Source organism: Bifidobacterium sp., from assembly GCF_022647885.1.
Taxonomy (GTDB): domain Bacteria; phylum Actinomycetota; class Actinomycetes; order Actinomycetales; family Bifidobacteriaceae; genus Bombiscardovia.
Window position 1 is genome coordinate 271,192 of sequence record NZ_JALCLM010000001.1, and the last position, 13,488, is coordinate 284,679.

8 protein-coding genes are annotated in these 13,488 nt (G+C 47.9%); 6 read left to right on the forward strand and 2 right to left on the reverse strand.

The annotated features are described in order from the left end of the window. Positions 1-6 precede the first annotated feature (6 nt). The 6 genes from LKI20_RS01135 (at position 7) to trxB (ending at position 10,610) form a co-directional block, all read left to right on the forward strand. Positions 7-672 (forward strand): NUDIX hydrolase, encoded by a 666-nt coding sequence (locus tag LKI20_RS01135; RefSeq protein ID WP_291768701.1) that lies wholly within the window; start codon positions 7-9, stop codon positions 670-672. After that, positions 669-2,948, forward strand: coding sequence for a DUF6049 family protein (locus LKI20_RS01140; protein ID WP_291768706.1), 2,280 nt, complete (start codon positions 669-671; stop codon positions 2,946-2,948). The genes LKI20_RS01135 and LKI20_RS01140 overlap by 4 nt, the downstream gene beginning before the upstream one ends. Further along, the gene (locus LKI20_RS01145; protein ID WP_291768708.1) at positions 2,945-6,802 is read left to right on the forward strand and encodes a murein biosynthesis integral membrane protein MurJ; all 3,858 of its coding nucleotides are present in this window, start codon (positions 2,945-2,947) and stop codon (positions 6,800-6,802) included. Before LKI20_RS01140 ends, LKI20_RS01145 begins: the two co-directional genes overlap by 4 nt. 213 nt (positions 6,803-7,015) lie before the next feature. Further along, on the forward strand, positions 7,016-8,335 hold the full coding sequence (locus LKI20_RS01150; RefSeq protein ID WP_291768710.1) for a PLP-dependent aminotransferase family protein: 1,320 nt from the start codon (positions 7,016-7,018) through the stop codon (positions 8,333-8,335). A gap of 31 nt (positions 8,336-8,366) precedes the next feature. Next, a complete protein-coding gene (locus LKI20_RS01155) occupies positions 8,367-9,491 on the forward strand; it encodes a D-alanine--D-alanine ligase family protein (RefSeq protein ID WP_291768713.1) in 1,125 nt (374 codons plus the stop codon). Between the two features lie 144 nt (positions 9,492-9,635). Further along, complete coding sequence (trxB, locus tag LKI20_RS01160; protein ID WP_291768716.1) at positions 9,636-10,610, forward strand: thioredoxin-disulfide reductase; 975 nt, start codon at positions 9,636-9,638, stop codon at positions 10,608-10,610. Positions 10,611-10,757: 147 nt separating this feature from the next. Here the strand turns inward: trxB and LKI20_RS01165 are convergent, their stop codons facing one another. Both LKI20_RS01165 and LKI20_RS01170 read right to left on the reverse strand, forming a co-directional pair. Then, the gene (locus tag LKI20_RS01165; RefSeq protein ID WP_291768719.1) at positions 10,758-12,110 is read right to left on the reverse strand and encodes a ParB/RepB/Spo0J family partition protein; all 1,353 of its coding nucleotides are present in this window, start codon (positions 12,108-12,110) and stop codon (positions 10,758-10,760) included. A gap of 2 nt (positions 12,111-12,112) precedes the next feature. Next, positions 12,113-13,117 (reverse strand): ParA family protein, encoded by a 1,005-nt coding sequence (locus LKI20_RS01170; protein WP_291768722.1) that lies wholly within the window; start codon positions 13,115-13,117, stop codon positions 12,113-12,115. Positions 13,118-13,488 lie beyond the last annotated feature (371 nt).

The window sequence follows — 13,488 nt, forward strand, 5'->3', positions numbered from 1 at the left end:
GGAGACATGATTACGCCCGCAGACTTCGCGCGCATGCTTGCTCATGCGTCCGCCGATGCGGATAACCATGTCTACGCAGAGGGCGACGAGGAGTCGCTACGCTTCACCACGCAATCCTCGCCAGATGAGTATCTCATTACACAAGATGAGAAGGATTCTAAACCGACCCCTGCAATGATGCCCACCAAAAGAGTTAAGGCTCGCCCTTCAACCTTTGCATCATTAGATGCTCAAGATTTACCAGTAGTCAGAGAATATTCAGCAGGCGGACTCATATTTGACCAAGCAGGACGTGTAGCGATAATCGCGCGCCATTCTCGTTCGGGACACTTGGAATGGTGTCTGCCCAAAGGTCATATTGAAAAAGGCGAAACCCCAGAGGAGACAGCAGTTCGAGAGGTTCACGAAGAGACTGGAATACTTGGTGAAGTTGTTGATTCAATTGCCACTATTGATTATTGGTTCACCGGTACATCTCAACGAGTTCATAAGCTTGTCCATCACTTTGTGTTAAAGCAAATCGGAGGGACTTTAAGCGTCGAAGGTGACCCTGATCATGAAGCAGAAGACGCCATATGGGTTAATTTTGACGACTTAGACAGTGTTCTCAGCTATCCTAATGAACGCAAGATAGCATGGCTCTACGCAAGGAAACACAAGAAGCAAACATGATTGGTGAACACAGACCGGGGCATTACTCCACCCTTAACAACGCTGTTCGGCGCATGCCTACTCAGCGTTCGATTTGTCGTATTATCATACTGCTTCTGGCAGTCGCTATGTTCTTTGCTCCTCATACCAATCAGGCCTTCGCTGCTGAACAATCTGCAGACGATGCCAGCAACTCGTGTAATGATGACAGTCTCAGTTTGTGTCTACTCTCCACAACCGCCGTGGTCACAGATACTTCGGGTTTTGACGCAACAATTTCGATCACCAATAACACTGAGAATACTGTGAGCAGTGGCACGCTAATTACCTCAACCAACGCCTTGTACCCGTTCACTTCGCGCGTCGATATGCAAGGCTGGTCAGAAGGTAATACTCATATTCCTACGCCTAATACACTCAACACCAGTGAAGTATCAGCTCTTGAACCAGGCGCATCAACTACCATCTCGATACATCTCACAGCAGACAGCACAGAACTCAAAGTGATGAACAGTTGGGGCCCTAAACCACTGTTAGTGTCCTTTTCCACAGGCAAAGGCCGCCCGACGCAAGTGCATTCCTTCCTCACACGCTCAACCGATGGTCTTTCCACTGCACAAACACCAGCACTGTCGATTACTGCGGTGCTCCCTTTAACTGCGCAATCGTGGAATGTTGACCACGATACCCTCGTAGATCTAGTTACCAAAAGTGGCAATGAAAGCGCCCAATCAACAGCGTCACCCGCCGCCGATACTCAGCGGAATTCAGTAAGCTCTAACTCGATACTCACCCTGAATAAGCAGGCAACCGAGCGGCAACAGCAACAACTAGCCTTGCTGAATAAACATCCTCAGCTGCAAACCATAGCAGACCCAAATTATCTTTCCAGCTTCGCGATACCCCCACAAACCACAGCAGTGATGCAACCGTCTGATTTCGATATCACAGCATATTCACAGGGCAACGCAGATTCGTACAGCAAAGCAGGTATCACTACCAAACAGTGGGATACCGCAGCAGGACTGAACTCTTTACGATCAGCGACCGGTGATACACAAGCAACCGCACAGTTCTATGCATGGCAGGGGCAGGGGGCGTGGACCTTGTCCGCATTAGAAAGCGCCAAACAAGCTGGGTATTCGACGGTGATTGCTGATAGCGACTACGAAGCTAACAATTCTTCGGTCGCGCATACTGGAAAATACGTTATCACCACAAAGAATGGTGATATTACCGTACTTGCCGCTCAGCGTGAACTCAGCCGACTGGCTCAGGGCAAAGCCACTTCTTCTGACACTGATGGAGAAAATACCGATGCCGGCCGCCTTGCACGCTTTATGGCTCAAAGCGCCCTATACCAAATGGAGCAGCCCTATGCGAATAGGGTGCTTATGGTGACCTTCTCTGAAAGCAGTCAGAACCTTCAAGATGCTGATGCCTTGATGACGGCAATGGAACATGCTTCTTGGATTAAACTCACTGACCTCCAAACACTTGATACCGCAGACAGCTACCAAGATGGGTCTACTGCAGCTGAATCCATACCAAGTACTTCAGGAATTTCATCACGAAAACTTGCACTCATTGATGAGTATTTAAGCACTCTTGCCAGTAATCAGAACGATATTGTTCGCTTCGGTTCAGCCATTCTCGTTCAAAAGAAAACCAGCAGTAGCGATGAATCCGACTCCTCACAAACCTCAGATACACAAGCACTCGCCCGAGGTGATGCATCGACTTCAGCTAACCAGAAGAACAGTGACGCCACTGTTTGGCTAGAACAACTTAAATCCATACAGACATTATTAGCGTTACATACCTTCAGTGGCACAGGTTTGCAACATCGTTTTGTTCAGGCATCATCTACCCTGGCGGATCAGTTATTAGACGGTGTAAGCATCACGCCTTCTGAATCAATATCGGTGATCAGTGAAACCGCCAGCATGCCGGTGACCATCAGCAACGACCACCCATACCCTGTGCAGGTTCGCGTCAGCTCGCAAACGGATTCCACCATCATTGCCACATCACGAATCACTGAAGCTACTGTTCCTGCAAACTCAGAAGTTCAAGTCACTTTCACCATCCGTGTTGCTACATCAGGAGAAGCCACAACGCAGATTGTGCTGTTAGATCGCAATGGACAGGAATTTGGCTCAACGCAATCGACACGTATCACCAGCAGTCTGCAATTAAGCGACAAAAGTGGTTTAATCCTGCTGGGTGTCGGTATACTCTTTGGCGCGTTAGGACTGTGGCGACAATTTAATCGTAAGAAGGATGCTGACGAATGAACTCTGTCGGACGTAACTCTGTAATCATGGCCTCCGGCACTGCAGCATCGCGTGTCACCGGACAGATACGCACCATTTTGCTTGCTGCAGCACTGGGGACTACAGGCACTGCTATCAACGCCTACCAAACTGGTGCGATGATTCCGCAGGTAATGTTCACTCTGATTTCAGGTGGCGTCTTCAACGCTGTCTTAGTACCGCAAATTGTACGTACTCTAAAATCCAAGCATGCTGAGGATCATCTCAATAAACTCATAACTTCTAGTGTTGTATTACTGCTGCTAATTACGTTCATCTTGATGCTTGGCACCTCGGTACTCACCTCAATCTACCTTGATGCCCGATGGACCGGAGAGCAACGGGGACTTGTTAATGCTTTCACGTTGTGGTGCATGCCGCAGATATTTTTCTATGGCTTGTACACCATTCTTGGCCAGATACTCGCAGCTAAAGGCAAATTCGGTACATACGCTTGGAGTTCTGTAGGCGCCAATGTTATCAGTTGTGCGGGTTTCATCCTGTTCATCGTGCTGTTTGGCAACGCCCAACGCCAACCTATGCAGTTCTGGACACCGTTGACCATAGCGTTAACAGCTGGCACTTGGACCGTCGGAGTTGCATTCCAAGCAGTAATTCTGTTTTTCCCACTCTTCCGCAGTGGTTTCCGTTTTCGTTGGCGTTGGGGAATACGAGGAATAGGCCTACGCTCGATGGGACCCGTAGCAGCGTGGAGTCTTGGCGTCGTAGTGGTCAATCAGCTTGCCAACGTCATCAATGCACGAATTACGAACGGCGCACCGCTCGCTGGAAATGACCCTTTCGGCATAGCCGGAAATGGCTCATATCAGAATGCCTTCGCCCTGTACATACTGCCCTATTCACTTATTGCCGTTTCAGTTACCACAGCAATGTTCCCCAAACTGTCTAAAGCGATTGCTGAGCATCACGTTGACCAGGCACGTCTCGATCTAAGTCAGGCATTACGCAATGTGGGCTTACTCATGGCATTCTTTTCAGTTGCAATGATTGTGATGCCTGTTCCAATTACCAGAGCATTACTGCCTTCAGTAAACATCCACGAAGCAGTGCTGATATCGCAACCTCTTGTTGGGCTGTCATACGGGTTGGTGATATCTGGGGCATTCCTGCTCGTTCAGCGCACATTTTATGCTCTTGAAGATGGGCTGCACCCATTTATCTTCGCTGCTATGACGAATATCTTGCAAGTAGGTATCGTCCTAATGGCCACAAAATTGCTTCCCCCTGCTCAATGGACCGGTTGGGTGGGACTCTCGATGACTCTCGGTAATGTGATCTCCTTCCCATTCCTGATCTGGATGCTTCGCAAACAACTCGGAGGATCAGTTGATGGGCGGAGAATAGGAACCACATATGTCAAAATTCTTATTTCAGCGATAGCCTCAATTCTCGTCGGATTATTGCTGTCAAAGCCCATATCTCGTTTCGTTGGAGCCTCACTGCAGTCGGGTCATGAACATATGAGCTGGTTCCAATCCATATCTATCTGCATCTTGCTGTGCATAGTTGTTGGCGTGGTTTACTTCGGCCTCTTGTACCTGATGAAAACAGAAGAATTACTCAATGCTTTCCAAGGAGTTAGCAAACAATTCGAGCGGGTACTCAAAGGCTTCTCGCGACGTCGTGCAGATCCAGTTCTCGATACGCCTGAACTCTCAGATAATCTAGTAGCGAACCATGTGAAAACACCTGAACAGGCTACCGTTGCGAGTGGCGAAACAGGTAGAATGTCAACGAGACAAAGCCTCGACAACCAGACTGTTGAGACTTCTCATAGCGAAAGTAGTAAACACAGCATGACACCGCAACTCGGAGACACCATCATTGATCGCTATGCTCTGCTTGCGTCATTACGCAACGAGCCAGGATTGCAAGCTTGGCGTGCACATGATGCTGTTTTGGCCCGCGATTGCCAACTCTTTTTTGTCACTGACGGTGCTGTATCAACACAATGCAGTACCTATGCTTCCGGCTTGGCTCTGTCACGAAACCAACATTTCACCCCTGTGTATCACTTCAGTGAGTCAGAAGGGGTTGCACTAATCATTACTGCAATGGATGCAGGCCTTTCCCTATCTGATTATCTTGCAGGTGCCAAGGTAGGCACACTCAGTAACGAAGCGATGAGAACCATTGTTGGGGAAATCGCTGAAGCTCTATTAGCTCTCAAACGCTCAGATCTTGTTAACCCTACAATCTGCACCGATACCATTCGACTATCCAAATCAGGCGTGAAAGTAGCCGATGCACCCATTAGCGCGATGCTCATCGATCCACTTGGAGCCAGCACTCGTCACGTTATCACCGAAGAGATGGTTACCAAACAGCTGTCTGCGGTTCTGTATGCAATGCTGACACGAACTCCTGATGTTAAAGGCATGACCTTCGCAGAGCAGACTCTTCCGCACGATACTCCTGATGAATTCCGCATTATCTGTTCACGCGGCCTCGGTCTATCTCGAGCAGATGGCTCTCCTTCAGTACCGCTGCGGACACTCGGCGAGCTAGAGGCTTTGCTAGGGACGTGGACGCCTCCTGAGGAGCTATCCGATCGAGACATCGTATGGCCCGATCACGACGGAGCATGTTCGGTTGAAAAGGTCATTATCAGGACAACAGACAGTCATGCGCTTAGAGATATTCCAAGTTCATTCGGGACAGCTACCAAAGCTCAATCGAATAATGCTGCCGAACCACAGTGGGCAACCAACCAGTTGTTGTTCCCTGAAAGTGACGAAGTTCAGATGGTACGTCCAGATTCCACGAATGGGGATCTCTTCGCTGCCTTTGAAGATTTCCCATACATCAAGCCCATCGGGAGCGATTATCCTGAGCAGGCTACCAGCGCTCTCGATGTAAGTCACCTACGAGCTGCAAAGCCGTTGAGCGGTGAGACACTTCCGACCGATACTGGAGAAATCCCCGCAACCACAGCGTCAATCCCGATTGAGACCATCCACGCTCAAGCAGCGAAAATTAAGGAAGTTGAAGAACAGCAAGATGCTCTCAACCAAGAGATGACTGCTACGATGCAACCTCTGCCGCCGAGTTTTACTCCGAAACCTCGCTCACCAAAACCGGATTCAAATAATGAGTATGGTTTCGACACCAACGACACTAGCGACAAAGAGAGCGGGAACAAGGAAAGCAAACTTTTTGGTATATTCTCGGGTCGAACCTTAGCGATACTCGTTGGCATAGTGCTTATTGTCGGTGCATTGACGTGGGCCGTGAACGGTCTATTGGACGCCACCGTCGGTTCTTCAGACACTGAAACCAACAAGAGCACGTGGCCAGAAATGACCAATGTCCCATTCAGAAGCACGGATAGCGCCAGTGCATCAGACAGCGCTGCTAGCAGCAGCACAAAAGCTTCATCCTCGGCATCTGCGACTAAGAGCAGTACGGTTACAGTCACACACGATGACAAGCAAGCCAAGGCTGTTCCTAGTCCATCACCAACACCGACAGCCACAGAAAACACCACACCCTACGCCACAGGTACTCAGACCTACCTCAGTCAGCCTGCTGGTCTATCTGGGCGAGGTTGGTATGTGCATCTGACTCAACCACAATCAGTCAGTAGATTGGTGATTTCTATTCGCCAATCTGGTGGGCAGGGTCAAGTGTATGCGAACTCTACAGCTAGTTCCCCTAATCAGGGCACACCAGTTGCACAGTTCTCATTTGATGCCAGCGGAACTACTACGGTCAAGTTCAGTTCACCGGTGTCTACTCAGGATTTGGTGATTTGGGTCCCATTAGACACCACGCCTTCTGGAGGACTCTACTTCAATTCGGTTCAGGTTTACTAATCGGTTTAGCTTTACTAGCTACTGGTCTTCAATCAGTAGCTAGTAAGCAACAACAGTGAAAGTTCAGCCCCAAAGTGTACCGAAGTCGTGACACCTTGGGATTTGTCCTACTTTCCGAGCCAACTTTGTAATACAGTGTGCCGTAATGTGCTCAACCATATTGATTACGGCACAGCACCCAAATCTGTATTTCTCTGCAGAAAGGCAATGATTATGTCGGAAAATCCGAATACCGCATCCAAGGTCATCAAGAACGACCCCTGGTTCGGCAGCTACGCAAGTCGCGCCGAGTCCATGCGAGCTTCGGAGATCCGAGCACTTTTTGCAGTCGCAAATCGTCCTGAAGTGGTCTCACTCGCTGGTGGGATGCCATACCTAGAACGCATGCCCTTTGGAGAGCTATCACAGTTAATCGCCAAAATGATTGTCGACAAAGGTGATGTTGCTTGGCAGTATGGCTCCGCCCAGGGAGATCCTCATCTGCGCGAAGATGTGCTGCAGATTATGGAACTAGAAAACATCACCGATGTGCAACCCGACGACGTGGTTATCGTCAATGGCTCTCAATCTGGTCTTGATCTCATTACTCGAATCATGTGTAATCCAGGAGATGTGATTCTCGCCGAGGCACCTAACTATGTGGGTGCTCTAGGAGTATTTCAATCCTTCCAAGTTGATGTGGTGAATGTGCTGCTCGACAACGACGGATTGATTCCAGAGGCTTTCGAGCAGGCCATTGTGGAGCAACGCAAACTCGGCAAGCAAGTCAAATTCCTATACACTGTGCCCAATTTTCATAATCCTGCTGGTGCGACTATGAGTGAAGAACGACGCCCCAAGATACTGGAAATCGCCCAGCGATATCACGTACTGATCGTGGAAGATAACCCTTACGGTTTATTGAGTTTTAAAGGTAAAACTTATCCAGCACTTCGTTCTATGGATTCAGAAAATGTAGTGTACCTCAGCAGCTTTTCCAAGATCATAGCCCCTGGTATGCGTGTGGCATGGATGGTAGCGCCTCCAGGCATACGTCATAAGCTGGTCCTAGCCAACGAATCAGCCATTCTTTGCCCATCAAATATGAGCCAAATGACCGTTACTACTTACCTCGATAACTTTGATTGGAAATCGCAGATTAATGATTATCGCGGAATGTACAAAGAACGATGCGACACGATGGATGCAGCATTACGTGAATATCTGCCCTATTGTTCTTGGCACAAGCCAGAAGGGGGCTTCTACATCTGGTTACAGATACCGGAAGGTCTGAATTCACGAGCAATGTTGCCTCGGGCAATTACTGCCAAAGTCGCTTATGTAGCAGGTACGGCATTCTACAATAATGGAGAAGGTACCGACCATATGCGTCTGTCCTTCTGCTACCCGACTCCAGAACGCATCCACGAGGGCATCAGGAGACTTTCTACGGTTATTGATGCAGAGCGTGAAACAGCTGAACTCTTCGGTACCAGTGGTAAAGCAGATCCTGATCCTCGAGACGTCGAGCATCCCGGGCCGGCAGCCAAGTAAGTAGAGACGTCTGTGCATCGAGGACAACACAATGACAACAAAGCAGAAACGAGGAGAGGCCGCAATCATGGCAGACCAACGCAATGGCGCTAAGGCACAGTCCAAAGCACATACTGATACCGAGGCCGGAGTTCACAAGCCTGCTCAAACGACAAGCACACATCGTTCAGATATTCCAAGGACTGAAGACACTACTATTTTGGTTATTTGTGGTGGTCTCAGTCATGAACGTGACATTTCTTTGAGCTCTGGTCATCGTGTGGAAGGTTTCTTGGAGGATGCTGGTTGGAAGGTTGCCATACACGATATGGACAGCGACCTCCTAGACTACCTATCGTCAACAGCGACTCGTCCAGACTTGGTATGGCCCCTACTCCACGGTGCAAACGGTGAAGATGGTTCAATTCGCGATGTTCTTGAAATGACGGGCCTTCCGTACATAGGATCACGCGCAAAGGCCTCAAGGACTGCCTGGAGCAAACCTATTGCTAAAAATGTAGTTAGAAAAGCAGGTCTTACCACTCCACATTCTGTTACGCTTCCTGAATCTATGTTTAGAGAACTGGGAGCTGGTAAAGTCATCGATCTTCTCGTAAACGCATTGGGATTGCCACTCTTCGTTAAACCCACCATGGGTGGATCCGCATTGGGTTGTTCCATGGTTACTTCAGCAGATCAGCTACCGCAGGCTATGGTCAGCTGCTTTGCATATGGCAGCGTCGCATTGGTTGAGCAAGCTGTTGAGGGGACTGAGGTATCAGTTTCTGTTCTAGATATTGATGGTGAATCCACGATTCTACCGCCTCTTGAAATTGAGACACCTAGTGGAATATATGATTATGAAGCTCGATATACTCCTGGTCCGACTGAGTTCTATGTTCCGGCTCGGCTTGACTCTGACACCCTTCAGGCGGTCAAGCAAGCAGCATTAACCGCTCATCGAGCACTCGGTCTGAGAGACATTTCTCGCACAGATTTTATTGTTGACCGCAAAGGGCAGCCTCAATTCCTAGAGTCAAATGTCACGCCGGGGATGACGGATACCTCGTTGTTACCACAATCTGCCACGGCGGCAGGATGCAAACTGTCAAGCTTGTATTCTTCTCTCGTGCAATCAGTGCTGTCACAGCATCGCGAAACGGGGCAGCGGAATTAATTAGACGCTAAGGATTGTGTGTACAACGATCTTTCAGAAGAGGGCGTAACAAGCTTTGTTGTGCCCTCGTAGTATTGAACTATTGCAAATATTGCTGACTGCATAACCCACTCCGAAGTCACCGCAGTTGGATATGGTGAGTTCATGACTCAAGATGTTCATGACGCAATCGTCATTGGTTCGGGACCAGCTGGATACACTGCCGCTATATACCTCGGAAGAGCTGGCCATAAACCTCTGGTCATCGCAGGTGCACTCACCCCTGGAGGACAGTTAGTCAATACCACAGAGGTGGAAAACTTCCCCGGTTTCCCCGAAGGCATTTTGGGACCCGATCTGATGGAAAATATGCGCGTGCAAGCAGAGAAGTTTGGTGCTGAAATTGAATATGATGATGTAACCTCGGTAGACTTTTCTAGCCCGATTAAACTTGTCACCACAGATTCAGGAACCCAGTACAGAGCCAAAACAGTCATTATTACTACCGGATCTGAATATCGTAAACTCGGCGTGCCCGGCGAGCAGGAATACTCCGGACGCGGCGTTTCTTACTGCGCTACTTGTGATGGTTTTTTCTTCAAAGATCGTCCTATTGTGGTCGTCGGCGGAGGAGATTCAGCTATGGAGGAGGCCGATTTCCTTTCACGATATGGGTCTTCAGTAACCGTGATACACCGCAGGGACGCTTTCCGCGCATCCAAAATCATGGTCGATCGAGCAATAGCGAATCCCAATATTTCCTTCAAACTCAACACCGTGGTTACATCTATTACAGGCACTGACAGTGGGGCAACTACCGTAGAGCTCAAAGATACGGTAACTGGTGAATCTTCAACCATCGAAGCGCAGGGTATTTTTGTTGCGATCGGATACACACCTCAGACGGGATTCATTAAGGACGTTATTGATCTCGATGCTGACGGATATATACTGACTACCCCAGAAGCGACTAATACTTCAGTAGAAGGCGTTTTCGCAGCTGGCGATGCTGTTGACCGTGTATACAGGCAAGCAATTTCAGCAGCAGGTTCTGGTTGCCGCGCAGCCCTTGACGCACAGCATTATCTGAATACGTTCAATCCAATAAGTACTGCATCAACCGCAGTACCGAGCATATGATGTACCGGCTTGACCCTATACAAGAGAGCATTTAGGGTCAAGTCCGGCTTTATGCAACGGATATATCATCACTATCTGTCAGAATTGCAACGAAGAAGTTGATGTTTGAAGGACGCGATTAAGTGTGCTGTCGGCACTGCTTGATTGTTAAATCCAATCATCCTTGCCTGAGGTTGTGTTATCGCCCTTACCAAGCATCAAGTCAACAATACGTGACATGTCCTCAGGTGATGAGAACGTTATTTCAATCTTTCCATGTTTTTCATTGCCTTTGATGTTGATCGCCGTTTCGAAATGATTTTCCAAATTGTGCATAATCGGTGAGTCACTCCACAGATTATTTCTTTTGCTTCTTGTAGTCACTTTACTGGCTGCAGTACCGCGAGTTTTTAATGCCACTATTTCTTCTGTCGAACGAACTGAAAGACCTTCAGAAATAATCCTGTTAGCTAAGACGTCCATTTCCTCAGCGGATTGCAACCCTAACAATGCGCGAGCATGACCAGCAGAAAGCACGCCAGAAGCAACCTTTTTTTGAACATTCCCCGGCAGTTGCAACAAACGAAGCATGTTGGCAATCTGTGGGCGTGACTTCGATACTGAATGCGACAACTGAGCTTGTGTTAAACCAAATTCGTCAATCATCTGTTGGTATGCTGCAGCTTCTTCTAATGGATTTAGAGCGACACGGTGGAGATTTTCCAACAACGCATCGCGTAACATGTCGTCATCAGCTGTAGTTTTCACAATCGCAGGAATAGTTGTTAGCCCAGCAAGCTGCGAAGCCCGCCAACGCCTTTCTCCCATAATGATTTCGTATGGCGGATGCTTGCTATCACCTGTACGTTGTCGGACAACGATAGGTTGCAACACCCCTACTTCTGTTATCGAATGCGATAGTTCCAGAAGTTCCTCTTCATCAAAAATCGTTCTGGGTTGCTGCGAATTTGCATCGATATCATCAATGTTGAGTTCACGTAGATATCCCCCAGCAACAGGTTGTAAGTCCTCGGACTCACTACCGGCGTGCTGCGTCACTTGCTCGTCGTTGTCCTCGAGATGATTATTTGAATCGGACTTTGGCTTAGCTTCTTTGTTAACCGTATCGTCTTCTGTGATAGCCACTTCTATTGCCGGTGTTTCACGTGAAACACCGAAAAAAACATCGGAAGGTCTCGCTAGCTCATCAATCCCGGGTACACTTCTTCTTTTATCGTGTGTGCGTTTCTTATTTACGGTCTTGTCTATTGCTGTATTCGATGCCTGAGATGCAACACCTGTTGCTGGTTTCCGTGATTTCATGCGTTTACTCGATGTTTCACGTGAAACATCTTTTTCTGACTCAGCAAATGCTGCTTGTTCCATTGGCTGAGACTTCGGTATCTGTAATTCATGCTCCAGCTCTGATTCCGAGACGTCCTGGTCATCTAATGAATTTTCAGTTGGAATATCTGGGAATAGAGCACCAAGGCCCTTCCCAAGTCGCGAACGTGATGCCATGGTTATTGAACTGTCCCCTCTTGTCTAGTGTCACTATCGCCATTGTTAGCTTGTGGCTCATCCGAAGCATGCTGCCGTCGGATGTTCTCTTCATCGACTTGCACAGACCTCTGAGCGATTTCTAATGCAGCTTCGAGGTATGCTACCGAGCCAGCACCTTTGGGATCATATGAGATAATGCTTTGACCAAAACTAGGAGCTTCCGAGATTTTAACAGCTCGTGGAATAGTGGCATTCAATACAATCTTCGGATAATGCTTTTGAATTTCGTCGAACACCTCACGACTCAGCAAAGTACGTTTGTCAAACATCGTAACCAGCATCGTTGATACTGACAAAGTTCTATTAAAGCTATGTTGTACTAATGAAATAGTGTGCAGCAATTGTCCCAAACCTTCAAGCGCATAATATTCCGCTTGAATAGGTATTAATACCTCTTTAGCTGCACAAAGCGCATTCAGCACCAGTAAACCCAGACTTGGTGGGCAGTCAATATATATATAGTCAAATTGGGTGGGGTGCTCTATAACATAGCTATTCAATATCTTCCTGAGCACTGCATGACGTTCCTGAACATCCGAAAGCTCTAGTTCTGCACCGCTGAGATCTATTGATGCAGGTACAACAGTTAAGGACTGAAAATCAGGACATTGCTGAAACACCTCCGACAAGGCATGTCGAGATTCGATGACATCGTATATAGAATAGTCTTGCGAACCATGACGCGCGCCTAACGCGGTTGAGGCATTGCCCTGCGGATCCATATCTATGACTAATACTTTCAGCCCTTTGCTAGCCATAGCTGATGCTAGGTTCACTGTAGTGGTTGTCTTGCCAACGCCGCCCTTTTGATTTGCTACAGCAATAATTCGTGTACTTGATGGCTTCGGAAATGTAATTGCCTCTAGGCGTTTGTACCTCTGTGTCAGGTCGGCAATTTCCGCTCCCATGGAACTTTGCTGAGATGTACCGAAGATCCTCTTCAATACGTCTGATGCCGACTCCATAGACCTCTCCTTATCACTGATTGACCCCAAAACACACTACTCTAGACTTTACCCCGTATGCCTTCAAGACAGTGGATATATACAAACTTCTATGAAATCCATCAATTATGCGTGTAAAAAATGCTTCGCTACATAACACCACAGAATGTGGATAACGGTGGATAACTCCTATGTACATATCGAGGACGTGCCACATTCAAGGGCACCTAAACACGAGAGATTTCAATGTTTTTGGAGATTTCAACATCTAGATATGAATCCACAACTCGATCGTCATAGTATGTGTATATCTCTTAAAAAATGTGTATAAGTGTATTGGAATTACGTTCATCATTACACCGAATGTTGGGTCTCAATATTCCCTAAAAACA

Bases quoted from the DNA above. Each gene is read 5' to 3' on its own strand.
- LKI20_RS01135 (WP_291768701.1), top strand. From the start codon at position 7: ATGATTACGCCCGCAGACTTCGCGCGCATGCTTGCTCATGCGTCCGCC.
- LKI20_RS01140 (WP_291768706.1), top strand. From the start codon at position 669: ATGATTGGTGAACACAGACCGGGGCATTACTCCACCCTTAACAACGCT.
- LKI20_RS01145 (WP_291768708.1), top strand. From the start codon at position 2,945: ATGAACTCTGTCGGACGTAACTCTGTAATCATGGCCTCCGGCACTGCA.
- LKI20_RS01165 (WP_291768719.1), bottom strand. From the start codon at position 12,110: ATGGCATCACGTTCGCGACTTGGGAAGGGCCTTGGTGCTCTATTCCCA.
- LKI20_RS01150 (WP_291768710.1), top strand. From the start codon at position 7,016: ATGTCGGAAAATCCGAATACCGCATCCAAGGTCATCAAGAACGACCCC.
- trxB (WP_291768716.1), top strand. From the start codon at position 9,636: ATGACTCAAGATGTTCATGACGCAATCGTCATTGGTTCGGGACCAGCT.
- LKI20_RS01170 (WP_291768722.1), bottom strand. From the start codon at position 13,117: ATGGAGTCGGCATCAGACGTATTGAAGAGGATCTTCGGTACATCTCAG.
- LKI20_RS01155 (WP_291768713.1), top strand. From the start codon at position 8,367: ATGACAACAAAGCAGAAACGAGGAGAGGCCGCAATCATGGCAGACCAA.